This is a genomic window from Streptomyces sp. NPDC057565, from assembly GCF_042801455.1.
GTDB classification, from domain to species: Bacteria; Actinomycetota; Actinomycetes; order Streptomycetales; family Streptomycetaceae; genus Streptomyces; species Streptomyces yanii.
In genome coordinates this window covers 87,962-112,205 of sequence record NZ_JBHVFU010000022.1, presented here as the reverse complement: position 1 = coordinate 112,205, position 24,244 = coordinate 87,962, and the positions used below count along the sequence as shown (strand labels likewise).

Annotated in this window: 18 protein-coding genes and 1 riboswitch; of the genes, 7 read left to right on the top strand and 11 right to left on the bottom strand. The window is 71.6% G+C overall.

From position 1 onward, the window contains the following. Nucleotides 1-56 precede the first annotated feature (56 nt). Nucleotides 57-1,262: a sigma factor-like helix-turn-helix DNA-binding protein gene (locus tag ACFU8W_RS30445; protein ID WP_384043796.1), complete on the top strand. Its 1,206-nt coding sequence runs from the start codon at nucleotides 57-59 to the stop codon at nucleotides 1,260-1,262. 108 nt (nucleotides 1,263-1,370) lie between these two features. Here ACFU8W_RS30445 and sucD read toward each other — a convergent pair whose 3' ends face one another. From sucD to ACFU8W_RS30405, 8 genes are all read right to left on the bottom strand, one after another. Then, nucleotides 1,371-2,255, bottom strand: a complete 885-nt coding sequence (sucD, locus tag ACFU8W_RS30440) for a succinate--CoA ligase subunit alpha (protein WP_037688208.1) — start codon at nucleotides 2,253-2,255, stop codon at nucleotides 1,371-1,373. A gap of 21 nt (nucleotides 2,256-2,276) precedes the next feature. Then, nucleotides 2,277-3,458 carry an ADP-forming succinate--CoA ligase subunit beta gene (gene sucC / locus ACFU8W_RS30435; RefSeq protein WP_266982419.1) on the bottom strand — a complete coding sequence of 394 codons (1,182 nt, stop codon included), beginning with the start codon at nucleotides 3,456-3,458 and terminating at the stop codon, nucleotides 2,277-2,279. A gap of 360 nt (nucleotides 3,459-3,818) precedes the next feature. Next, the gene (locus ACFU8W_RS30430) at nucleotides 3,819-4,964 is read right to left on the bottom strand and encodes a hypothetical protein (protein ID WP_384043791.1); all 1,146 of its coding nucleotides are present in this window, start codon (nucleotides 4,962-4,964) and stop codon (nucleotides 3,819-3,821) included. Nucleotides 4,965-5,070: 106 nt separating this feature from the next. Continuing rightward, the gene (locus tag ACFU8W_RS30425) at nucleotides 5,071-6,021 is read right to left on the bottom strand and encodes a hypothetical protein (protein WP_384043789.1); all 951 of its coding nucleotides are present in this window, start codon (nucleotides 6,019-6,021) and stop codon (nucleotides 5,071-5,073) included. A 104-nt stretch (nucleotides 6,022-6,125) separates the two neighbouring features. Further along, nucleotides 6,126-7,361 (bottom strand): VWA domain-containing protein, encoded by a 1,236-nt coding sequence (locus ACFU8W_RS30420; RefSeq protein WP_384043786.1) that lies wholly within the window; start codon nucleotides 7,359-7,361, stop codon nucleotides 6,126-6,128. Then, a complete protein-coding gene (locus ACFU8W_RS30415) occupies nucleotides 7,358-9,757 on the bottom strand; it encodes a DUF5682 family protein (protein ID WP_384043783.1) in 2,400 nt (799 codons plus the stop codon). The genes ACFU8W_RS30420 and ACFU8W_RS30415 overlap by 4 nt, the downstream gene beginning before the upstream one ends. Further along, nucleotides 9,754-10,866: an AAA family ATPase gene (locus ACFU8W_RS30410; protein ID WP_266982427.1), complete on the bottom strand. Its 1,113-nt coding sequence runs from the start codon at nucleotides 10,864-10,866 to the stop codon at nucleotides 9,754-9,756. The genes ACFU8W_RS30415 and ACFU8W_RS30410 overlap by 4 nt, the downstream gene beginning before the upstream one ends. A gap of 112 nt (nucleotides 10,867-10,978) precedes the next feature. Further along, the gene (locus ACFU8W_RS30405; RefSeq protein ID WP_384043780.1) at nucleotides 10,979-11,425 is read right to left on the bottom strand and encodes a hypothetical protein; all 447 of its coding nucleotides are present in this window, start codon (nucleotides 11,423-11,425) and stop codon (nucleotides 10,979-10,981) included. Nucleotides 11,426-11,560: 135 nt separating this feature from the next. Between ACFU8W_RS30405 and ACFU8W_RS30400 the strand changes: the two genes are divergently transcribed. Then, nucleotides 11,561-12,964: an SWIM zinc finger family protein gene (locus tag ACFU8W_RS30400; protein ID WP_384043777.1), complete on the top strand. Its 1,404-nt coding sequence runs from the start codon at nucleotides 11,561-11,563 to the stop codon at nucleotides 12,962-12,964. A 17-nt stretch (nucleotides 12,965-12,981) separates the two neighbouring features. Next, nucleotides 12,982-14,580 carry a DUF5691 domain-containing protein gene (locus ACFU8W_RS30395; RefSeq protein WP_384043774.1) on the top strand — a complete coding sequence of 533 codons (1,599 nt, stop codon included), beginning with the start codon at nucleotides 12,982-12,984 and terminating at the stop codon, nucleotides 14,578-14,580. Nucleotides 14,581-14,748: 168 nt separating this feature from the next. Here the strand turns inward: ACFU8W_RS30395 and ACFU8W_RS30390 are convergent, their stop codons facing one another. Further along, nucleotides 14,749-15,162 carry a cobalamin B12-binding domain-containing protein gene (locus ACFU8W_RS30390; RefSeq protein ID WP_266982434.1) on the bottom strand — a complete coding sequence of 138 codons (414 nt, stop codon included), beginning with the start codon at nucleotides 15,160-15,162 and terminating at the stop codon, nucleotides 14,749-14,751. A gap of 351 nt (nucleotides 15,163-15,513) precedes the next feature. Between ACFU8W_RS30390 and ACFU8W_RS30385 the strand changes: the two genes are divergently transcribed. Together ACFU8W_RS30385 and ACFU8W_RS30380 are read left to right on the top strand one after the other, a co-directional pair. Next, on the top strand, nucleotides 15,514-16,377 hold the full coding sequence (locus ACFU8W_RS30385; RefSeq protein WP_384043771.1) for an esterase/lipase family protein: 864 nt from the start codon (nucleotides 15,514-15,516) through the stop codon (nucleotides 16,375-16,377). A 293-nt stretch (nucleotides 16,378-16,670) separates the two neighbouring features. Then, on the top strand, nucleotides 16,671-18,152 hold the full coding sequence (locus ACFU8W_RS30380; RefSeq protein ID WP_384043768.1) for a M23 family metallopeptidase: 1,482 nt from the start codon (nucleotides 16,671-16,673) through the stop codon (nucleotides 18,150-18,152). A gap of 54 nt (nucleotides 18,153-18,206) precedes the next feature. Here ACFU8W_RS30380 and pcrA read toward each other — a convergent pair whose 3' ends face one another. Continuing rightward, nucleotides 18,207-20,660: a DNA helicase PcrA gene (pcrA, locus tag ACFU8W_RS30375; protein WP_266982440.1), complete on the bottom strand. Its 2,454-nt coding sequence runs from the start codon at nucleotides 20,658-20,660 to the stop codon at nucleotides 18,207-18,209. 257 nt (nucleotides 20,661-20,917) lie between these two features. Further along, nucleotides 20,918-21,082: riboswitch (cyclic di-AMP (ydaO/yuaA leader) on the top strand. On the opposite strand from pcrA, the gene ACFU8W_RS30370 reads away from it, so the two are divergent. Further along, nucleotides 21,081-22,259, top strand: a complete 1,179-nt coding sequence (locus tag ACFU8W_RS30370; protein ID WP_384043765.1) for an NlpC/P60 family protein — start codon at nucleotides 21,081-21,083, stop codon at nucleotides 22,257-22,259. Its footprint overlaps the riboswitch before it by 2 nt. A gap of 71 nt (nucleotides 22,260-22,330) precedes the next feature. Here ACFU8W_RS30370 and ACFU8W_RS30365 read toward each other — a convergent pair whose 3' ends face one another. After that, the gene (locus ACFU8W_RS30365; RefSeq protein ID WP_266982443.1) at nucleotides 22,331-22,684 is read right to left on the bottom strand and encodes a hypothetical protein; all 354 of its coding nucleotides are present in this window, start codon (nucleotides 22,682-22,684) and stop codon (nucleotides 22,331-22,333) included. A 357-nt stretch (nucleotides 22,685-23,041) separates the two neighbouring features. Here ACFU8W_RS30365 and ACFU8W_RS30360 point away from each other — a divergent pair, with 357 nt between their 5' ends. Further along, a complete protein-coding gene (locus tag ACFU8W_RS30360; protein ID WP_384043762.1) occupies nucleotides 23,042-24,079 on the top strand; it encodes an NlpC/P60 family protein in 1,038 nt (345 codons plus the stop codon). Nucleotides 24,080-24,244 lie beyond the last annotated feature (165 nt).

Genomic DNA, 24,244 nt, shown 5'->3' with positions numbered 1-24,244 from the left:
GCCCAATATACGTTTATGTACATTTCCATCCCGTGGGGGCCTGCCGGAGGTTCCTCATGACTCGGAGCGCCACCGACACGGCCGACTCCTCCCCCCTGCCCTCCCCCGAGGAGCGACGCCGGCTGCGTGAGGAGAAGTCACTGAGTGAGGAACAGGTCGCTGCGGCCATGGGCGTCACCCCGGCCACGGTCCGGGCCTGGGAGTCGGGCCGCGCCAGCCCTCGGGGGCGGAAGCGCGAGGCGTACGCGAAGCTGATCGGCTCGGCCGGCACGGGCGGCACCGGGGCGCCGGGCACATCGGAAAGCGCCCCTCAGGACGCCCACGACAAGCGGGCTGATCGGACGAAGCCGTCGTCGTCCCCGGCGCCGGCAGCGGAAGCTGCACCGACGGAAGTGGCGCGGGCGGACGAGCCGACGGCCACCGACCGGCCGGACGCCCCCGTACCCGCCCTCACACCCGCGGAGGCATTCGACGCCCTGTACGTGAAGAACGCCGCCGCCCTCTTCCGCCAGACGTTCCTGCTGACCGGGCGCCGAAGCCTCTCCAGGGAGGCCGTCGAGCGGGCCTTCGAGCAGGCCTGGCAGCGCTGGCCCGAGGTCGCCGTGGACCGGGACCCCGCGGGCTGGGTACGGGCAGCCGCATACGAGTACGCCGTGTCGCCCTGGCACCGGCTGCGCCGGGCGCACCGCCACCCCGACCCGCCGCCCGCCGCCCCCGGCGCGCGGGCCCTGCTCGACGCACTGCTCGAGCTGCCGCCGTCCTACCGTCGCACCCTGCTGCTCTACGACGGTGTCGGCCTGGACCTGCCGGAGACCGCCGCGGAGACGGAGGCAAGCACACCGGCGGCTGCGAGCCGGCTGATGAACGCGCGTGCCGCGGTGGCAGAGCAGGTGCCCGAGCTGGCGGAACCCTCATTGCCCACCGGGCGGTCGGCGTTGCTGCACGAGCAGCTGGGCGCGCTCGCCCTCACTCAGCCGGTGGCCGCGATGCCCGCGGCCCGTGCGATCCGTGACGGCAGTGAGCACAAGGCCAGACTCTGGACGCGGGCAGCCATCGCCCTGACGGCTCTGATCGCCGGAATCGCGCTGGTCACCACCGTGACGTCTCCGGTGCGGTACGCGAATCCGCCCGCAGAGCAGGTCGGTGGTGCGCCTCCCCGCGGCGGTCCCCAGAAGCTGACCCCACAGGACCTGGAGCTGCAGAAGAAGCTCCGCGAAGAGCTCTTCCGTGGCCCGGCGCGACTGGTACCGGACCTGAGGTGACCTCCGGCGCGCTCCGGCCTGCGCACAGGAAACGGCGCGGGCCCGTACCCCCGGAGGAGGGGTACGGGCCCGCGCCGTCTGTGCGGAGGCAGTCCCGCGAAGAGGTGATCAGGCGCCGAGGATCTCGCGCGCCAGCTTGGCGGTCTCGGTCGGCGTCTTGCCGACCTTGACGCCGGCGGCCTCGAGGGCCTCCTTCTTCGCCTGGGCGGTGCCGGAGGAGCCGGAGACGATGGCGCCCGCGTGGCCCATGGTCTTGCCCTCGGGGGCGGTGAAGCCCGCGACGTAACCGACGACCGGCTTGGTGACGTTCTTCGCGATGAAGTCCGCCGCACGCTCCTCGGCGTCGCCGCCGATCTCGCCGATCATGACGATCAGGTCGGTCTCGGGGTCGGCCTCGAACGCTGCGAGGGCGTCGATGTGCGTCGTACCGATGATCGGGTCGCCACCGATGCCGACGGCGGACGAGAAGCCGATGTCACGGAGCTCGTACATCATCTGGTAGGTCAGCGTGCCGGACTTCGACACGAGACCGATGCGGCCGGGCTTGGTGATGTCGCCCGGGATGATGCCGGCGTTGGACTGGCCGGGGGTGATCAGGCCGGGGCAGTTCGGGCCGATGATCCGGGTCTTGTTGCCCTTCGAACCGGCGTACGCCCAGAAGGCGGCCGAGTCGTGGACGGCGATGCCCTCGGTGATCACGACGGCGAGGGGGATCTCGGCGTCGATCGCCTCGACGACGGCGGCCTTCGCGAAGGCCGGCGGCACGAAGAGGACGGACACGTCGGCGCCGGTCTTCTCCATCGCCTCGGCGACGGAGCCGAAGACGGGAACCTCGGTGCCGTCGAAGTCGACGGTCGTACCGGCCTTGCGCGGGTTCACGCCGCCGACGATGTTGGTGCCATCGGCCAGCATGAGCTTGGTGTGCTTCATGCCGGTGGCACCGGTCATCCCCTGGACGATGACCTTGCTGTCCTTGGTGAGGAAGATAGCCATGGTGTTGGAGTCCCTCGTCCCTTACTTCGCAGCCGCGGCGAGCTCGGCGGCCTTGTCGGCCGCGCCGTCCATGGTGTCCACACGCTGCACCAGCGGGTGGTTGGCGTCGGAAAGGATCCTGCGACCCAGCTCCGCGTTGTTGCCGTCGAGGCGCACGACCAGCGGCTTGGTGACCTCTTCGCCCTTGCTCTTGAGCAGCGCAAGAGCCTGGACGATGCCGTTGGCGACCTCGTCGCACGCGGTGATGCCACCGAAGACGTTGACGAAGACGGACTTGACGTCCGGGTCGCCGAGGATGATCTCCAGGCCGTTCGCCATGACCTCTGCGGAGGCGCCGCCACCGATGTCGAGGAAGTTGGCGGGCTTCACGTTGCCGTGGTTCTCACCGGCGTACGCGACGACGTCCAGGGTCGACATGACCAGACCGGCACCGTTACCGATGATGCCGACCTCGCCGTCGAGCTTGACGTAGTTGAGGTTCTTGGCCTTGGCGGCAGCCTCGAGCGGGTTGGCTGCGTCCTTGTCCTCGAGGGCCTCGTGGCCGGGCTGACGGAAGTCGGCGTTCTCGTCGAGAGACACCTTGCCGTCCAGCGCCAGGACGTCGCCGGAGGCGACCTTGGCGAGCGGGTTGACCTCGACGAGGAGCGCGTCCTCGGCGACGAACGTCTCCCACAGCGTCACCATGACCTCGGCGACCTTCTCGGCCACCTCGGCCGGGAACTTCGCCTGGGCGACGATCTCGCGGGCCTTCTCGATCGTGACACCGGTGTTGGAGTCGACCGGGACCTTCGCGAGGGCCTCGGGGGTCTTCTCCGCGACCTCCTCGATGTCCATGCCGCCCTGCACCGAGGCCATGGCCAGGAAGGTGCGGTTGGTGCGGTCGAGGAGGTACGAGACGTAGTACTCCTCAAGAATCTCCGGCGCGGTCTCGGCGATCATCACCTTGTGGACCGTGTGGCCCTTGATGTCCATGCCGAGAATGTCGGTCGCCCGGGCGACCGCCTCGTCGGGGGTGGCGGCCAGCTTGACGCCGCCGGCCTTGCCGCGGCCGCCGACCTTCACCTGCGCCTTGACGACAGACTTGCCGCCCAGCCGCTCGGTCGCCTCGCGGGCTGCCTCAGGCGTGTCAATGACTTCACCGGCCAGCACCGGTACACCGTGCTTGGCGAAGAGGTCCCTCGCCTGGTACTCGAACAGGTCCACGCGCGTCCGTCCCTTTTCAGTGGTCTCGCGGTTCGTTTTCAGCGTGGGCGTGCCGCGAGGGGCAACGTGACTGCTCGGTCACAAGGAAGGCGCACACGGTTACCGAGTACGCGGCATGTCCATCTCGCAGGTTATCCCCGAGCTCCGCAGGACCCTAAATCGCAGATCACACCTGGGCGGTGATTACGGTCACAGATCGTGCCGGTGGCCGGGCGCAGTGAACAGAACAGCACGGGCCGCGCCGGTGGGGCGAGGGCGGCCCGCGCCCGGGCGGCCCCACGGTCGGGACGCAGTGGTCCTGACACGACGGGGAACCGCCCGGCCACGGGCCGGGAACTGCACTCGGCGTTCCGAGGGGTCTCAGATCCCCGGGGCCTGGTACTCCGGAGCGGTGAAGGCGGCCACCGCATCGCGCAGATAGGCGGGAGCGATCGAGTCCAGACCCGCCGCTCCGTACGCCGCGTGCTCGACGGCCGGACGGGCGTCGCCGCCCGCCGTGCCGACGAGACCGGCCGCGAACGGCTGCACCTGTGCCCCGACACCCTGCGCCAGCGGCTTCACCCGGGCCGTGACGCCCTGGGCGAACGGGGTGACCGCGTTCCCGGTCAGCCCCTGGGCGAGCGGCTGCACCTCGGCGACGACTCCCCCGGCGAACGGCTGGACCGCACCGGTCACCCCGTCGGCCAGCGGTGCGACCTCGGCCGTGACGCCGTGCACGAAGGGCAGGGCGTCCTGCGCGACGACACCGTGGGCGAACGGTGAGACTTCGGAGACCACCCCCTGGACGAGGGTGCCGACATCCTCGAGCGCCTGGTCGACGACCGGCAGCACCGCGGAGACGGCGTCGACGACGACCGGCGGGAGCACGGAGTCGGAGGTCTGTCCGACAACCGGTCCGGCCTGCGCGACAGTGCCGTGCGCGGTGCTCTGTGCCGTGGTCACGGCGCCGGGGGCGGTGTTCTGCACGTAGCCGGGGATCTGCTCGATCGGACCGAAGAGGTAGTCGATCGGGGCGTCGGGCGCGGTCGGGATGTCGTACGTGGGGACGCCGTACGAGGAGACGTCGAACCCGGGAGCGTCGTAGCCGGGGAGGCCCTGCGGGTCCTGCGTCCCGTACGTGCCGGACAGGCCGGACAGGTCCTGCACGCCCTGCGCGTCCGCGCCGCCGGTGGCGCGGTCGACGGTGCCCGTGACCGTGCCGGTGGCGCCGGCGACCTTCCCCTCGAGGCCGGTCACCTGCCCGGTCTGCCCGGCGGCCGCGGTGGCCTTGGAGACCGTGTCCCCGACAGCTGTCTTCGCCTCACCGGCCGTCGTCCGCACGGTGTCCTCGAGGCCCTCGACCCCGTCGACCCCATTGATCACGTCGGCCGCGTCGTCCGCGTGGTCGGGAGTGGACAGCGGGACGGAGACGGGCAGCTCGTCCGCGCTGGCTGCGGCGGTGCCGAGGGCCCACATCCCGGTGGCCGTGGCGGCGACAGCTATGGAACGGCGGATGTTCTTGTGCATGTGCGTCAGATCCTTCGAATGCGTTTCGACGGTCCGGAGTCGTCCGGACAGCGGGCAGACCTGTTCCGCCCCCGCGCGGCAGGTCGAGGCGGGGGAACGGCCTGCCCTAGCCGGGGAATTCGACGATCTCGCCGGATCTGTCACGCATCGGGGCGGCGGTGGCCGGAAGACCGGCACCGCGTACGAGCCCGAAGGAAGCACCGCCCGCGAACGGGACGGCGTGCTGGTCGCCGCCGCGCGGCACATGCGTCACGGCGGTGGCGGGGCCACCGAAGCCGTCACAGGGATCGAGCGGCACCTGCCCGGGCGCCGGCCGGTACTGCGGCACGGCGCCCCGTCGCTCCGTTTCCTTCGCAGTCACGCCGCTCAGCGGGGCGGCGAAGCCCCGGCCCGGATCGGCCGCAACGGTGTACGCGCCAGCAGGACGAGGCGCGGGTGCGGCGGGGTGTGGGGCACTGCCTTCGGCAGAGCCGTGAGCGGGCGGCTCGATGGAGGAATGGGGAGGCAGCAGTCCTGTCGGCAGTGCCAACGAGTCCGGGAGCAGCCCGGCAGCCTGGCCGAGAGCCGTACCGACGGCCTTTTCGACCAGCCGGCCGACCGGTCGGCCGAGGTCCTGGACCGTGGTCCGCGCCACCCCGGCGACCGGCCGGAGGCCGGGAACGGTGTCGGAGCCCGCGGTGGCCTCAGAGGGAGCGGGTCGAGCAGTGGCGGTGGTGGCGGCCGCAGGCACGGCGAGCCTTTCGTCGGCCCGCGCCCCCTCCGGCCGGGCGGCCGGAACGCGGGTCACGACCGCGGCCGAGGCCTCGGTGGCGTCCGTGGCCGGTTCGGCGTCCGGAACCGCTGTCCGGTCGGCCATCGCGTCGGCCCCGCGTGCAACCGCCTTCTTCACGAGGGCATGTGACGGACCGGGCACCTGCTCCGCGTGCGCCTCGGCCCCGAAGAGGACGCCGAGCGCCAGCAGTCCGCCCAGGAACAGCACCACCTGCAGCGTGCGCCGGCCGACCGGCCCGCGCACCGGGCGCGGGTCGGCGACTGAACGTACAGCTGCTGTGGTCACGTCGGAGTGAGCCCTCCCAGAATGGCGCGGACTGCGGAACGCAGTCCTCCGCGGGCGACGGGACGATGCTTGCACGACCCTCCCGGGTTGACGCAAGCCCCTTGTTACTGATGGGTCTCCTTGTCCGGTATGGGCAGTGACCTCTTCTCAAGTGCCGCGGCCATCACCTCCGGAAAGAGGTCCGGGGTACACGCGAATGCCGGTGCTCCGAGCGCGCCGAGCGCCGCCGCGTGCTCGCGGTCGTAGGCGGGCGCGCCCTCGTCGGACAGGGCGAGCAGCGTCACGAACTGCACGCCGGACGCCTTCATCGCGGCCACCCGCTTCAGCATTTCGTCGCGGATGCCGCCTTCGTAGAGGTCGCTGATGAGGACCACGACGGTGTCGGCGGGCCGGGTGATCTGGGACTGGCAGTAGGCGAGCGCCCGGTTGATGTCCGTGCCGCCGCCGAGCTGGGTGCCGAAGAGGACGTCGACGGGGTCGTCGAGCTGCTCGGTGAGGTCGACGACAGCCGTGTCGAAGACGACGAGCCTGGTGCGCAACGTACGCATGGAGGCGAGCACCGCGCCGAAGACGGAGGCGTAGACGACGGAGGCGGCCATCGACCCCGACTGGTCGATGCAGAGGATGACGTCCTTCTTCACCGCCTGCGCGGCACGCCCGTAGCCGATGAGCCGCTCGGGGACGACCGTGCCGGCCCCGTCCCCGCCGGGAAGCAGGAGGTAGTTCTTGAGGTTGGCCCGGATGGTGCGGTCCCAGTCGATGTCGTGGTGACGCGGCCGGTTGATCTTCGCCGAGCGGTCGAGCGCGCCGGTCAGCGTGGCCCGGGTGCGGGTGGCGAGCCGCTTCTCCAGGTCGTCGACCACCTTGCGTACGACGGCTCGTGCCGTCTCCTTCGTCGTCTCCGGCATCGCCTTGTTGAGCGAGAGCAGTGTTCCGACCAGGTGGACGTCCGCCTCGACGGCCTCCAGCATCTCCGGCTCCAGCAGCAGCGCGGAGAGACCGAGCCGGTCGATCGCGTCGCGCTGCATGACCTGGACGACGGAGCTGGGGAAGTACGTGCGGATGTCGCCGAGCCAGCGGGCGACGGACGGGGCGGAGGCGCCGAGTCCGGCCGAGCGCTCGCTCCCGCCGCGGCTGCCGGGCCTGCCCCCGCCGCCGTACAGCGCGTTCAGCGCACCGTCCATCGCGGCGTCCTGTCCGGTCAGGGTGCACCCGGTGGACTCGGCGCTGTCCGCGCCCAGCACCATGCGCCACCGCCGGAGCCGTTCGTCGTCCGCAGCACCCCGCCCGACGGCTGCCGGCCGCTCCGCGTCCGTGCCGGATTCCGTGACCGTCGTCATCCTGTTGCCCCCAGCGGTTCCATGGCGTTCTCGGCACCCTCTGCGCCCTCGGCGTCCAGGCCCAGCAGCAGCCGCAGCACCGGCACCACCGCGTCCGCCCGCGCCTCGTCGAGGCCCGGTCCGAAGCCGGGTGCCGCCGTCCCGGCGGCGGTCGCGGCCGGTGCCCCGGCGGCCGGACCGCGTCGTACGAGCTCGCCGAGCGTGCGCCGTACGCCGGCTTCGTACGCCGAGAAGGTGCGGCGCAGCAGCGGGAGCACGTCGGTGAACGTGTCGGCGGGGACACCTGCCAGCCAGGCGTCGACCAGGCCGAGCAGCCGTTCGTCGTGGACAAGGAGCATGCCGCCCCCCTCGGCCCCGCCGACGAACCCCTCGATCCAGGCCGCCGCGTCGGCCGGGGGTGTGCCGGGCGAGAGGGCGAGGCCCATCAGCCGTGCCGCGTCGTCCTCTTCGAGCCTCCCGTCGTCGAGGAGCAGCCGCGTCGAACGGCCCCGGATGACGCCCGCGACCGTGTCCCGGGCGGCCAGCTTGTGCAGCACGGCGGCCCAGCGCTCGCGGAGTCCCTCGGCCGGCACGGTTCCGGCGAGCAGCCCGATCGCGGTGTGGACGCCGTCCACCTTGCGGCGCAGTTCGGCGGCTCCGTCGGCGTCCAGCCCGGTGCAGGCGGGCGGCAGTCCGACGCAGATCCGCTCGGCGAGCCCGGCCGCGACCTCGCCGAGCGCCGCGGTGTCCGTGGACCGCACATCCCCGTACCGCAAGGTGCGGGCGAGGGCGGGCAGGGCGTCGGCGAGGTGGCCGACGTCCGCGTCGAGCGCGGCGCGGTCGGCGAGGGCCCGCATCACGACGGGCAGCGCCTCGGGCAGTTCGGCAAGGAGACAGCGCTCGGCGAGCGCGGTGACCTCGGCGAGGGCGGTCGCCGAGACCGCCTGGGACCCGGCCTTGGCCGTCGCCGCGGAGAGCACGGTGGTGCCCCAGGTGCCGGCCTCCGCGACCTGTACGTACAGCTCGGGTTCCCAGCGCAGCCGCCAGCTCTCCCGGAAGGTGCCGGTGCTCCCCCGCCCGGTGGCCGGTTCGCCCCAGCCGACGGCGAGGATCCGCAGCCGGTGGAGCAGCCGGCTGCGGGCCGCGTCGGTGTCCTTGCGCAGGTCGAGCTCCAACTCCCGCTCCAGCGCTTCCGGCTTGAGACGGAGCATGCGCTGCTGTCGGGTGAGGTCACGCTGCAGGGGCACGGCAGGAGCGGTGTCCGGCACTTCGCCGAGTGTCTCGCCGACGATCAGCCGGTCCCGGACGAGCGCGAGCGGCACATCGGAGCCCTCGCACATCACGGCCCGGATCGCATCGGTCGTCTCGCTCAGCCCTGCCAGCGGGCGGCCGCGCATGGCGGCGAGGGTCTCGGCGAGCCGGACGGCCTCGATGACATGGGCGGACGACACGAACCGGTCCTCGTCGCGCAGGAGTCCGGCAACCTTCGTCATCCACCGCTCGATCGGGCGGTCGGCGACCTCGAAGAGGTGTCCGTACCAGCCGGGCGAGTCGATGCCCGCCCCGTATCCGCTGTGCCGGGCGAGCCGCCGATGCGACCAAGGCACCCAGGTCAGCTCGGCCTTGAGCTTGGGCAGCCCCTTGAGCAGGGCCCTGTCGGCGGCGAGTGTGGTCCTCGTACCGAGTGCGGGCACATGCCAGGCACCGCAGACGACCGCGACGTCGTCACCGAACTCCTTCACCGCTTTGCGGAGCTGGATGCGCATGTACGCCTCGCGGACGGCGTCCCGAGGATGCCCGCCGTCCCCGTACACATCGCGCAAGGCCGTCATCGCCTCGGCGAGCGCGGCGAACGGTGCCCGTGGGTCGACGGCCTCACCGCCCTGGGTGCGGTGTTCGACGACGTCCTCCCACCATCGCTCCGGGTCGTCGTATCCCGCTGTCTCGGCCAGCACGCCGATGGGGTCGATCGGGGCATGCCCGGGTGAGCGTCCCGGAGCCGGCTCCCCGGCCGCGCCCCCGGTTCCGTCCGCTTCACCGCCCCCGTCCCCGTCCGGTTCGCGTTCCGCTGCCTGTGTCATGGCCAGGGAGTTCGCCGCGGGCAGGTCGATGAAGCGGACCGGCACGTCGTGCGTCAGCGCCCAGCGGATCGCGACCCACTCGGGCGAGAAGGCGGCCATGGGCCAGAACGCCGCCTGTCCCGGGTCGTCCACGGCATGGGCGAGCAGCGCGACCGGCGGTCGCATCCGCTCGTCGGCCGCCAGCGGCAGCAGTGCGTCACCCTCGGGAGGCCCCTCGATGAGCACCGCCTGCGGGCGGGCGGCTTCCAACGCCGCACGGACGGCTCGGGCCGAGCCCGGCCCGTGGTGCCGCACCCCCAGCAGCAGCGGTCCGACGGGACGCGCGGCGCGGGTCATGCGGATACCTCGCGGCAGGCGCGGTAGAAGTCCTTCCAGCCGTCCCGCTCCCGGACCACGGTCTCCAGGTACTCCTGCCAGACCACCCGGTCCGCCGCCGGGTCCCGGACGACCGCGCCGAGGATGCCGGCCGCCACATCGCCGGGGCGCAGCACTCCGTCGCCGAAGTGGGCGGCGAGCGCCAGGCCGTTGGTGACGACGGAGATGGCCTCGGCCGTGGACAGCGTGCCCGACGGGGACTTGAGCTTGGTGCGCCCGTCCGTCGTGATGCCGTCGCGCAGTTCACGGAAGACCGTGACCACCCGTCGGATCTCGGCCATGCCGTCGGGTGCCGCCGGAAGGTCGAGCGAGCGCCCCATCTGGTCGACGCGCCGGGACACGATGTCGACCTCGGCGTCGGGCGTGGCGGGCAGCGGCAGCACGACCGTGTTGAACCGGCGGCGCAGGGCACTGGACAGCTCGTTGACCCCGCGGTCGCGGTCGTTGGCCGTCGCGATGACATTGAATCCCCGGACGGCCTGGACCTCCTGGCCCAGCTCCGGAACGGGGAGCGTCTTCTCCGACAGGATCGTGATGAGCGAGTCCTGCACATCGGCGGGGATGCGGGTGAGCTCCTCGATCCGCGCGGTCATGCCCTCGGACATGGCACGCATCAGCGGGCTGGGCACCAGTGCGTCGCGGCTGGGGCCGTGCGCCAGCAACTGCGCGTAGTTCCACCCGTAGCGGACGGCTTCCTCGGGTGTGCCCGCCGTGCCCTGGACGAGCAGCGTCGAGTCGCCGCTGACAGCGGCCGCGAGGTGCTCGGAGACCCAGGTCTTGGCGGTGCCGGGAACGCCGAGGAGCAGCAGGGCCCGGTCGGTGGCGAGTGTGGTCACGGCGACCTCGACGAGGCGGCGCGGGCCGACGTACTTGGGTGTGATCACCGTGCCGTCGGGCAGGGTGCCGCCGAGCAGGTAGGTGGCGACGGCCCACGGGGACAGCTGCCAACGGGCGGGCCGCGGGCGGTCGTCGGCTGCGGCAAGGGCCTTCAGCTCATGGGCGAAGGCGTCCTCGGCATGCGGCCGCAGGGCCTGCACGCCGACGGCGGCGGTGGTTTCGGACACGGTCATGGATCCCCCTCCAGATCGGTCGACCTGATGTGGTTCCCACCGTGCACCATGCCACTGACAACCGGCCCCGACCGCAGGTCAGGGCCGGTCCAGCGGCTACGGACGGGGAAGTTCAGCCGGCCACCGGCGAGACCGCGACGCAGCCGCCGCCGGAGATGAGTCCCTCGCCCTTGGCCTCCTTGATCACCTTGCCCTTGTGCGTGATCGAGCAGGCGACGTCGGCCCCGGTCTCGTCCAGGGCGATCGGCATGACGGCGGGCGGCATGATGCCGCGCAGCGTGACGGTCTTCCGCCACGGCAGGGTCGGGGACTTGACCGTCTCGATCTCCGGGTCCATGGCCTTGCCCCCGCCCGCGTGGAACTGGATCTCGTCGACGCGCGTACCGGTGACCTCGTAGGTGACTTCGTACGTCTCGTTCACGGCCTTGTCCACCTGATCGACGGACTCGGAGCAGGCCCCGAGGCCCACGGCGAGACCGAGGACGACGGCTGCGGAGGCGGCAGTCCGGATGGTGCGGGAGTTACGGAAATTGTGGATGCTGCGGACGGTGTGGCTCATCGGTCCATCCCCCCCCGGATTCAAAGGTCGGTATCTCGCAGCGAATCGCAAAGGGAGAGTAAAGTCAAGCTGTTTGCGCGACAACGAAATGGCAGGTCAGCGTGATTGTCAGTGGCCCGTTCTACCGTCGTTCCCATGCTGCTATCTCACGGGGGAGAACCCTTGCGCACCGCCGACCCGGCGGCGCGCTGGACGGTGGAGCAGGTCCTGGCCCTGGCTCCTGACGAGGCATCACGCAAGGCGGGGAGCAAGCTCGGTTCGACCGGACCGTGGTCGGGTGGCGGGTGTGACGGTTCGGGTGCGGTGTGGGGGCTGTGCAAGGGCAGCGGAAGCAAGCCGTATCAAACCGTGGTCGACACGACCGGCCCTGCGTACAGGTGCAGTTGCCCCAGCCGGAAGTTCCCGTGCAAGCACGCGCTGGGTCTGCTGCTGGTCTGGGCTTCCGGCGCATCGGCCCTGCCCGCGGGCGAGGTGCCGGACTGGGCCGGCGAGTGGCTGACGGGCCGTCGCACGCGCGCGGAGGCCAAGGGGGAGAAGGGCGGGCCGGGGGCGGGCGGCTCCTCGGCCGCGGGCCCGGCCGACCCGGAGGCCGCCCGGCGGCGCGCCGAGCGGCGGGCCGGGCGGATCACCGGCGGTGCACAGGAGTTGGAGCAGCGGCTGATGGATCTGCTGCGCGGCGGTCTGGCGGCGGCCGACCAGTCGGGGTACGGGCTGTGGGAGGAGACGGCGGCCCGCATGGTCGACGCGCAGGCGCCGGGACTTGCGGGCCGGGTCCGGGAGTTGGGGGCGATCCCGGCGTCCGGCGCCGGCTGGCCTGCGCGGTTGCTCCAGGAGTGCGCACTGCTGCATCTACTGGACACCGCCTGGCTGGGCATCGACCGGCTGCCGGAGCCGCTGGCCGCGACGGTCCGTACGCGGGTGGGGCTGACCTCCCCCGCCGACGGCCTCCCGGTCCGTGACCGGTGGCTGGTCCTCGCCCAGTACGACACCCCGGACGGCAAGATCGTCACGCGTCGGATCTGGCTGTACGGGAGGGACTCGGGCCGCACCGCACTGCTGCTGTCCTTCGGAGCGGCCGGGCGCTCCCCGGGGCAGGCCCTGCCGGTGGGCGCCACGCTCGACGCCGAACTCACGCCGTACCAGGGTGCTGGACAGCTACGGGCCGAGCTGGGCGCGCAGTTCGGTGCGCCGGTGCCGTCCGGCACTCCCCCTCGGGGCTCCACGACCGCGGGCGCGGTCGCCTCGTACGGGCGCGCCCTGCGGGACGACCCCTGGCTGGAGTCCTGGCCGGTGACCCTGCGCGAGGTCATACCGGTGCCGTCGGGCGACGGCTGGCAACTGGCGGACGCCACAGGTGGTACGGCCCTGCCCGTCGTCCCGTCGGCGCTGTCCCGGCCGGGTCTGTGGAAGCTCGTCGCGCTGTCCGGCGGCGCGCCCCTCACGGTGTTCGGCGAATGCGGCCACCGCGGCTTCGACCCGCTCGCCGCCTGGACCGATGGCTCCGACGGCGGTGCGGCCGAGACCGTACCGCTCATCTGACCCCTGGAGGAGGACCGATGCCCAGTACAACCACCCCGTGGGAAGAGCTCGTCACCTCGGCGTTGCTCGGCACCGATCGCCGGCCGTCATCGGCGGACGGCGATCGGGGGCCGGTCGCGCTCCTGGACGCGGCGGCGCTCCACACCGTGCGGCACAGAGCCGGACTGCTTCCCGCGCCCGCGGCCGCGCGGCCGGGGACGGCGCCCGCCGACCTCCGGCCGCCCCTTCCGCCGGCCGCGCGGCGCAGACTCGCCCAGCTGCTCGCCGACCGGTCGGCGCCGAGCGGTGCGGGCGGCCGGCGCGGTGCCGCGCCGGATCTCACCGAGCTGATCCCGCAGTGGCTGGCCACAGCCGGTCTGCACGGCTACCGGGCGCCGGAGGCGCTGCTCCCGGCGCTCTTGGACGCGGCCCGCGCCCGTACCGACCTGCGGCCGCAGGCCCTGGCCTTCGCCGGGCCGCGTGGGCTGTGGCTGGCCCGGCTGAACCCCGACTGGAAGTTCGCGCTGCGCGGCTCGTCCGGCGGCGCGCCGCGGCCCGAGGTGACCGACCCGGAGGCGGTGCGCCGGCTGTGGGAGGAGGGCTTGTTCGCCGAGCGCGTCGCCCTGCTCGGGGCCGTACGCGCACATGATCCGGGGAGCGCGCTCGCACTGCTGGCCAGCACGTGGCCGACGGAGCGTGCCGAGGACCGGCTGATGTTCGTGGACTCGCTGCGTACCGGGCTGTCCGGTGCGGACGAGCCGTTCCTGGAGCAGGCGCTCTCCGACCGCAGCCGCAATGTCCGCGCGACGGCCGCCGAGCTGCTGTCCGCGCTGCCGGAGTCGGCGCTGGCCGGGCGGATGGCGGCCCGTGCGGCGTCATGCGTGAACCCGGACCTGACGGCCAGTTCCGCGTCCATCGCCGTGGAGGCGCCGCATGAATGCGATGCGGAGATGCAGCGCGACGGCGTGCTCGCGGCGCCGCCGTCCGGCCGGGGCGAACGGTCGTGGTGGCTGGGCCAGTTGGTGGAGTCGACCCCGCTGTCCACCTGGCCGGCGCAGTTCGGCGGGCGTACGGCACAGGAGATCGTCGCGCTGCCCGTCGCCGACGGCTGGGGTGAGGAACTGCACGCGGCGTGGTGCCGGGCGGCGGTGCGGCAGCGGGACCCGGAGTGGGCCCGCGCGCTACTGGGCGCCCCCTCCGTACCCCCGTCGAACGGCCCCGGCACGGCGTCGCTCGCCGAGCGCTCCAAGCTCCTCGCCACACTGCCCGGTACGGAACGGGCCGCGTGGGTGGCCGACTTCATTGCCGCGCACGGGCTGTCCGAGGCGTTCCAGCTCCTGGGGGTCTGCACGGTTCCCTGGGCGGAGCCACTCGGCAGATCGGTCGTCGACGCGCTCGACATCGCCCGCGACGCGGGGAGCTATCCGTGGAGCTTCAGCGGCGTGATGGGTCTCGCCGAGCGCTGTCTGAACCCGGCGGAGGCGGACCGCCTGGAGGTCCTCACGACGACACCGGACGAGCCGGAGGGTGCGTCGCCGGGAGCCGCCGGCTACTGGTCGGAGGCGTTCCAGCGCCTGGTCTCCACCCTGCGGCTGCGCGCGGCGATGGAGGCGGAGCTGCTGCCGGAGGCGGCGTAGGGGGTGCGGTGGTGCCGGCGGCGGATTGCGCTTCCTGCGCCGCGCCGCGTCCTCAATCTCCCCCGTGGTCTCCAGGGCAGGGGAACCCCTTCGACGGACCCGGCCTCGCACCGGGCGGGCGACTGAGGACGCAGGGCACCGGACGGGCGAGCGCCCCGGCCCGCCCGGTCAGGCGTCTGCGGACTGGCGGACGTTGGCGTTCACCCAGTCGACGATCGAGCCCGTCGTCGCCCCCGGGGTGAAGATCGCCGCGACGCCCTGCTCCTTCAGCGGTGCGATGTCCGCCTCCGGGATGATGCCGCCGCCGAACACCTTGATGTCCTCCGCGTCGCGCTCCTTCAGGAGCTCGATCACCTTGGCGAAGAGCGTGTTGTGCGCGCCGGAGAGGATCGAGAGGCCGATCGCGTCGGCGTCCTCCTGGATCGCGGTGTCGACGATCTGCTCGGGCGTCTGGTGGAGCCCGGTGTAGATGACCTCCATACCGGCGTCGCGCAGCGCCCGCGCGATCACCTTCGCCCCGCGGTCATGGCCGTCGAGGCCCGGCTTGGCCACCACCACACGGATCGGACCGGTCACACCCATCACTGCCTCCACATGCGTCTCCCGTGCCGGAAAGGGCCGGGGATGTGAACGAACGTTATCGACAGCATCCCGCAACCCGCCGTTTCGCGGTGGGCCGGGAGGGGGAAATCACACCTGGGACATGTTCACCGGGCCCCGTTCCCGCATCACGCGGCATGCCTGCCGCGCGGGCCACGGAGGCCAGGGGAGCCGCTACGAGGTCGCCGTACCACCGCGCCGTCAGCCGCACGGCACGGTGGTACGACTCGTCGACAGGTGGTCCGACCAGCCACCCACGCCTCTGCCACGGCACCCCATGAGGGCATACGGGGACTTGGGCCGCCTCCCGTGCGCCGAAGCAGGAGGTCGGCCATGAAGGTCCTGCCTTTTCTTCCGCTACTGCTCCGCCAGCCGTGTCTGCGTCGCACCTGGCTGTCATCGGCACTGCTGAGAGCCACCGCGCTGGAGCTGGTCGTGCTCGTCGGGCACGTGCTCCTCTACCCCTCGGGCATGACCGGGGAGCGGCATGCCGCGACGCCCCCGCCCGAACAGCCACCCACCGCACCGGCCGGAACCCGGGCCCTGCCCACCGAGAGCCCCGAGCGGCGGCCCGTCGTGCTCCTGCACGGGTTCATCGACAACCGCTCCGTCTTCGTCCTGCTGCGCCGCTCCCTGGCCCGGCACGGCTGGCACCATCTGGAGTCCCTCAACTACTCACCGCTCACGTGTGACATCCGCACGGCCGCCGAACTTCTCGGCCGGCATGTCGAGGAGATCTGCACCCGCACCGGGCACCACGAGGTCGACGTCGTCGGCCACAGCCTCGGTGGCCTGATCGCCCGTTATTACGTGCAGCGACTCGGCGGTGACCGACGGGTCCACACCCTGGTCACCCTCGGCACCCCGCACGGCGGCACCGCCGTCGCCCCGGTGGCCAGTGCGCACCCGATCGTGCGCCAGATGCGCAGCGATTCCGCCCCGATCGAGGAACTGCGCCGCCCCGCACCCGACTGCCGCACCCGGTTCGTGAGCTTCTGGAGCGAGCTGGACCAGGTGATCGTCCCGGTCGAGGCGGCCTGCATCGACCATCCGGACCTCGATGCGCTGAACGTGCGCGTCACCGGGATCGGCCACCTCGCACTGCCGGTCCACCCGGCGGTCGCCGCCGGGATCCGGCAGGCACTGGAGTCCCCGGAATCGGCCACCGGACTCCTGGGAGCCGCCTCGGTCGCCTGAGGGACCGGAGTCCCTCACGGGCACAAGGCCGCCACGCCGTGCCGGGGGCATACCCCGGGCACCATGGCTGCCCGGAGTGCGCTCACAAATAGAACGCGTTTCGAACATAGAGCCAAGGCTCTGTGCACAGTCCGCCGAAAGACGGCCGATTGCCCGTTTCCTGCGGGCCCGGAACCTGAGGAAGATTGTCGCCGTCACGTACTGCCGGGTACAGTCGCGGCCACTGCTTTCCCCTGGGATTCCCCCACCGGACCCCAGACCCAGGTCCTGCTGCCGAGGCGAGAGAGAAGTTGGTGAACGACCAGCACCCCTACGCCGGGTATGTCGGTTACGACAGCCACTCCACGGGCAGCTTCGACAGCGACCCGCTCTTCGGCTCCCTCCCGGGCAGCCACGACGGCACGTACGACACCACCGGCTACAGCAGCGGCTACGACACCGGACAGGCCGGATACAGCGGCCAGTACGACTCCACCCAGTGGGACACCGGCGCGCATCAGACCGTCACGTACGACCCCTATGCCGCGTACGGGACCCAGCACCCGCAGCAGTACGACACCACCGCGACGTGGATGCCGGAAGTCCCGGGCATCCCCGCGCAGGGCGGCGCTCCGGACGCGTCGGGCCAGTGGGACACCAACGGCTGGCACCAGAACGGCCAGTGGGCGACGACCGGGACGGCCGCCTACGACACCGGCGCATACGACGCCACCGCCTGGAACACCGGCGCCACGCCCGAGCACGAACAGCAAACCGCGCAAACCGCGCACGAGTCGTACGAACCCGAACAGGCCGCGTACGAGGCGTACGAGAATCAGGGTTCCTACGCTCCGTACGAGCCCTACCCGCCCGCCGGAACCGTGGAGCCCGCGGACATCACCGCGACCTCCGAGTTCGGGGTCGCCGACCTGGACCCGGACCTCGAGGCCGATACGGACGACGCGGCAGACCGGACGGACCACGCGGCGGAGCACACCGCCGACATCCCCCGCCCTGCGAGCCGTTCCGTCACCCGCGGCGGCGGTGGCAGCCGCGGCCGGCGTCGCACCCCCGCCAAGCGTTCCGCTCTTCTCACCGTCGCCGTCCCCTCCGCCTGCGTGATGAGCGTCGCCGGTATCGCCGCCGCCTCCGTCGGCGGACTCGGCAGCGGCGAGGACACCAAGGACGACACCACGTCGATGGCGGCCGCCGACCCCGGCAGCGTCAAGCCGGTCGACGCCAACAACAAGTTGGACACCCAGCTCGCCAACCTCAGCGCCGACGCCGAGAACTTCGCCGACCGCGCCAGCCGCACCCAGGAGCGCATCGACCTGAGAGAGCGGCAGGCCGCCGAGAAGAAGAAGCGCGAGGAGGAGGCCGCCCGGAAAGAGGCGCTGCGGCCCAAGTTCCTCCTGCCGGTCAAGCAGCACGGCCTCAGCGCCTACTACGGTCAGGCGGGCGTCAACTGGATGTCCGTGCACACGGGTATCGACTTCCCCGTCTCGTACGGCACTCCGGTGATGGCCGCGACCGACGGCACCGTACGCACCCAGTGGAACAGCGCCTACGGGAACATGGCCATCGTCACCACGGCCGACGGTACCGAGACCTGGTACTGCCATCTGAGCAGCACCAGGATCCGCTCGGGCCCGGTCAAGGCCGGTGACGTCATCGCGTACTCCGGGAACTCCGGCAACTCCACCGGCCCGCACCTGCACTTCGAGGTCCGGCCCGGTGGCGGAGCGGCCATAGACCCGCTGCCCTGGCTCCGCAGCCACGGCCTCGACCCGACCTGAGCTGCAGAGCCCGACACGGCACAGGCCCCGCCCGTCGGCTCCGGAGCGGCCCCCCTAGAGCTTCTCCACCGGCGCGTACCGCAGCAGCAGCTTCTTCGGTCGTTCGTCCCCGAAGTCGACCGTCGCCTTCGCCTGGTCGCCGATCCCCTCGACCGCCGTCACCGTGCCGAGCCCGAACTGGTCGTGCGTGACCCGGTCCCCGACCACCAGCGTGACCGTCGGCTTGTCCGAGGTACGCCGGGTCGCGAAGCCCGAGGGGCCCGAGCGGGCGCGCGACGAGGACAGCGACGACGTGATCCCCGACGTCGGTCCGGCCGGGGCCGCCATCGGCCCGGTCCGCTTCCACTCCAGGTGCTGGTCCGGGATCTCCTCCAGGAACCGCGACGGCGGGTTGTACGAGGGCTGACCCCACGCACTGCGCATCGCCGCCCGGGTCAGATACAGCCGCTCACGGGCACGGGTGATGCCGACGTACGCGAGGCGCCGCTCCTCCTCCAGCTCCTTGACCTGTCCCAGGGCGCGCATGTGCGGGAAGACGCCGTCCTCCATGCCGGTCAGGAACACCACCGGGAATTCGAGCCCCTTGGCCGTGTGCAGCGTCATCAGCGTGATGACGCCGGAGCCGTCCTCGTCCTCGTCGGGGATCTGGTCGGAGTCGGCCACGAGCGCGACCTTCTCCAGGAACTCGGCGAGCGTGCCCGTGCCCGCACCTTCCTCCCCGGCGGACTCCCCCCGCTCCTGCTCGAATTCGAGCGCGACGGCGGCGAGTTCCTGGAGGTTCTCGATCCGCGTCTCGTCCTGCGGGTCCGTGGACGCCTGGAGTTCGGCGAGATAGCCGGTCCGTTCCAGCACCGCCTCCAGCACCACGGCGGGGCCCGCGCCGGACTCGACGATCGTGCGCAGCTCCTCCATCAGCGTGTTGAACCGCTTGACGGCATTGGCCGAGCGGGCCGCCATGCCGTACGCCTCGTCGACGCGGCGCAGTGCCTGCGGGAACGTGATCTTCTCGCGCAGCGACAGTGCGTCGATCATCGCCTCGGCGCGATCGCCGATACCGCGCTTGGGCACGTTGAGGATGCGGCGCAGCGGGACGGTGTCCTCGGGGTTGGCGAGGACCCGGAGGTAGGCCAGGATGTCCCGGACCTCCTTGCGCTCGTAGAAGCGCACGCCGCCGACGACCTTGTAGGGCAGGCCGACGCGAATGAAGATCTCTTCGAAGACGCGGGACTGCGCGTTCGTCCGGTAGAAGATCGCGACGTCGCCGGCCTTCGCGTCGCCCGCGTCGGTCAGCCGGTCGATCTCGTCGGCGACGAACTGCGCCTCGTCGTGCTCGGTGTCCGCGACATAGCCGGTGATCCGGGCGCCCTCGCCCGCGTTCGTCCAGAGGTTCTTGGGGCGGCGGCTCTCGTTGCGCTCGATGACCGCGTTGGCGGCGGAGAGGATCGTCTGCGTGGAGCGGTAGTTCTGCTCCAGCAGGATCGTCGTCGCGTTCGGGTAGTCCTCCTCGAACTGGAGGATGTTGCGGATCGTCGCGCCGCGGAAGGCGTAGATCGACTGGTCGGCGTCACCCACGACGCAGAGCTCGGCGGGGGCGTCGGCCTCTCCGGCCGGGCCGACCAGCTCGCGTACGAGCGTGTACTGCGCGTGGTTGGTGTCCTGGTACTCGTCGACGAGGACGTGCCGGAAGCGGCGTCGGTAGTGCTCGGCGACGTCGGGGAACGCCTGGAGCAGATGGACCGTCGTCATGATGATGTCGTCGAAGTCCAGTGCGTTGGCCTCGCGCAGCCGGGACTGGTACATCGCGTACGCCTGGGCGAGCGTCTTCTCGAAGCCGTCCGCGGCCTGGCCGGCGAAGGTCTCCTCGTCGATCAGCTCGTTCTTCAGGTTCGAGACCTTGGCCGTGAACGACTTCGGCGGGAAGCGCTTCGGGTCGAGGTCCAGATCGCGGCAGACCAGGGCCATCAGCCGCTTGGAGTCGGCCGCGTCGTAGATCGAGAACGACGAGGTGAAGCCGAGCCGCTTCGACTCGCGGCGCAGGATCCGCACGCACGCGCTGTGGAACGTCATGACCCACATGGCGTTGGCGCGCGGTCCGACGAGCTGCTCGACGCGCTCCTTCATCTCGCCCGCGGCCTTGTTGGTGAAGGTGATCGCCAGGATCTGGCCGGGGTGCACGCCCCGCTCGGCCAGCAGGTGGGCGATCCGGTGGGTGAGCACCCGGGTCTTGCCGGAGCCTGCGCCGGCGACGATGAGCAGCGGCGATCCGGCGTGCACGACCGCGGCGCGCTGCTCGGTGTTCAGCCCGTCGAGCAGGGCGGCGGAGTCGATGGCGGGGCGGTGGGCGCCGTCCCGGTAGTACGCGTCCCGGGGCGGCGGGGGTGCGTCGAAGACACCCGCGAAGAGGTCCTCCGGCACCGCTTCGGGTGCGGAGTCCTCGGGGGGCGGCGGGGGTTCTTCCTCCGAGTGCTGGAGGCCGGCCAGGAAACTGTCGTCAAAGAGGCTGCTCATCGCCTCACGAGTCTAGGGCGACGCACCGACACTCTGCGGCCGCATGGGAAAGCGCGGCCGGAAGGCACCTACGTACGGAGAGCACCCGCCCACGCCCCGTAAGGAAATCGGGGCCCAAACCGCCTCCTCCGACCCCTCTTCGCCAAGGTCACGAAAACGTATCGGGCATATCGAACATCAAGCTTCACAGCGGCACCACGGTTGGCTAGCGTGCTCCGTCGGGCGGCCCGTACCCCCTTGAGGCGAACCACGCCGAGCGGGCTCCCCCGCCGAATCCGCGCTGCCCACAGGGAAGTTCGGAACCGGGGACCCACATGCGAAACCGGGGTGAATCGGTCTGTATCCCCACTCGGACCGTAGGGCAGCCTTCCGTTCCGCCCGAACCCGACAGCTAACCCGGTAGGCGGTCCACGGAAGGAGATGCCGGCTTTGGCATCGCATCGCAAACCGCGCAGCCGAGTACGCACCACCACCCCCGCCGTCGGGCTCACGACGGCCGCACTGGCAGGCGTGACCCTGCTGTCGACCCAGAGCGCCACGGCCACCCCGAGCGCACCCAAGCCCAGCATCGAGGACGTGCAGAAGAAGGTCGACGACCTCTACCGGCAGGCGGGCACCGCGACCCAGCAGTACAACCAGGCGAAAGAGGCCTCCGCCACGCAGCGCGGCAAGGTCGACGCCCTGCTGGAGGACGTGGCCGAGCGCGCCGACAAGCTGAACGAGGCGCGCAGAACACTCGGCAACTACGCGGCCGCGCAGTACCGCACCGGCTCCATCGCCCCGACCGCCACCTTCTTCCTGGCCAACGACCCGCAGTCGTACTTCGACCAGAACCAGCTGATGAACCGGATGACCGCCCAGCAGCAGAAGGCGGTCACGGACTTCCGTACGCAGCAGGCAGCGGCGGCGAAGAAGCGCACCGAGGCGACGAAGAGCCTGGAGACGCTCACCGAGTCCCAGGCCACGCTGCGGACCAGCAAGCAATCCGTCCAGAAGAAGCTGGGCGAGGCGCGCGCGATGCTGTCGAAGCTGACGGCCGAGGAGAAGGCGCGGCTGGCGGCACTGGAGCGCGAGAAGGAGGCGGAGGCCAAGCGCAAGGCGGAGGAACTCGCCCGCCGGCAGGCCGCCGCCAAGGCCGAGGCGGACCGCAAGGCCCAGGAGGCGGCGAAGAAGGCCGCCTCCACCAGTGGCACGGGGACGGGCACGGGAACCGGGACCGGGACCGGGACCGGCTCGGACACCAGTGCCACCACGAAGGCCGAGAAGGTTCTCGCCTTCGCCCGCGCCCAGATCGGCAAGCCGTACGTCTGGGGAGCGGCGGGCCCCTCCTCGTACGACTGCTCGGGGCTGACCCAGGCCGCCTGGAAGGCAGCGGGCGTCGACATCCCCCGCACCACTTGGGACCAGGTGAAGATCGGCACCCGGATAGCCACGGCCGACCTGAAGCCGGGCGACCTCGTCTTCTTCTACGACGACATCAGCCACGTCGGTATCTACAAGGGCGACGGCATGATGATCCACGCCCCGAAGCCGGGGGCGAACGTCCGCGAGGAGTCGATCTACTACATGCCGATCTACGGCAGCGTGCGCCCGGCATGACGCCGAGCCCGCATAAGAGGAGCCCCTGCCGGGTCCGGCAGGGGCTCGCTTTTCATGCGGGCGGGTCCGGCTCAGGTCCAGAGTGTCGCGATGAAGATGTTGGCGACCGTCAGTCCGCCGACCGCCGCGAACACACCCTTCTCGACCTTCTCCTCGTCCCGCTTGATGTAGACCAGCGCGAGGATCACCACCAGGACCGCCAGCTTCACGCCGATCTTGATGTTGTTGACCGGGTGGTCGTCGGCCTGGTTGAGTCCGACCAGCGCGACACCGGTGACCAGCATGGTCAGCGCGCCGTGCAGCATCGCCGGGACGAAGCGTGCCGTGCCTGCGCCCATCGCCTTCATCTGGGTCAGGAAGCCGCCCAGGAGGGCGGCGATGCCGATGATGTGCAGCGCGACGAAGACATTGATGAGTACGTCCATGAGGCCGCAGCCTAGCCGGGGCCATATCACCCCTCTTCGGCGAGGTGGGGGCTACCCGGCATTTCGCTCCCATCTGCACCAATTGCCTGACTCTGATGGAATTTTCCAGCCACTCGGCGACAACACATTGCCAAATTCGGGCAATAGCCGTCATTGCGACCCTTCCTCGCGCCCTGGGCCTAGCGTCCCTGTCCAGGTGGCCGGCTTCAGCACCGCTCCGCACCCGGACGGCAGCCCGGTCACCCCGCCGAGAAATCCGGCGGCGGGCCGCTCCCCCTGTTGGCGTCCCGCCGCCGGACCTCTCAGCGGCCCGCCGGTAGGCCCCGACGGGCAGTCGACCGAAGGAGCCCCGCCCCTGTGGCAGTGCATCGGAAACCCAGGCAGCGCCCGCACGCCGGCTCCGCCGCCCGCACCGCAGCCACCCTCGCCTTCGCCGGGGCCGCGACCGCCGCCGTCCTGCCGGGCTCCGCGCACGCCGAACCACAGCCCACCCCCACCCGGATCAAGGCCGCGGTGGACCGGCTGTACCACGACGCCGAGGTCGCCACCGAGCAGTACAACGGCGCGAAGGAGGAGGCGACCGCCGCCGCCAGGTCCTTGAACGCACTGCGCGACGAGGCCGCCCGCAGGACCGAACGCCTCAATGCCTCCCGTAAGGCACTCGGTTCGCTCGCCGCCGCGGAGTACCGCACGGGCGGCCTCGACCCCGCCGTGCAGCTGGCGCTGTCCTCGGACCCCGACCAGTATCTGCAACGGGCCTCGTACGTGGAGTGGGCCTCCGACCGCCAGGCGGCCGAGGTCTCCAACGTGCAGCGGCAGGTCACCGAGATCGCCCAGCTGCGCACGGAGGCGAAGAACGAGCTGGCGGCCCTCACCGCCCGCCGGGCCGACCTGAAGAAGCACCGGACGACGGTCAGGGCCAGACTGGCCGACGCCCGGAGGCTCCTGGACACCCTCTCGCCCGCGGAGCGCTCCGGGTTCGAACGCGTGGGCGCCGCCCGCGCGGATCGCAGCGCCCCGCGCCTAGGCACCACCCAGGCTCCCAACGCCCGCGCCGCGGAGGCCGTCGCGTTCGCCTACGGGGCGCTCGGCAAGCCGTACGTCTGGGGCGCAACCGGACCGTCCTCGTTCGACTGCTCCGGGCTGACCCAGGCCGCCTGGCGCTCCGCCGGCGTCTCACTCCCCCGCACCACATACACCCAGATCAACGCCGGCCGGCATGTCCCCCGCTCCGAACTCGTCCCCGGTGACCTGGTGTTCTTCTACTCCGGGGTCAGCCATGTCGGTCTCTACATCGGCGACGGACAGATGATCCACGCACCGCACCCCGGAGCACCGGTCCGCATCGCGCCGATCGACAACATGCCCTTCGCGGGAGCGACCCGGGTCGCATAGGCTCCCTCGCTCCGCAGTTCGCGGTCCTGACTCCGGAATCCCACCGGACGGTCGAAGGGAACCCGTACGCCCATGGACGCCGCCGCCCACGTACAGCACCACGGGTAAGTGGTGTGGCTGGAGCCGGCCGACGCCGCTGTGGAACGGATCCACGCGGGCATCGGC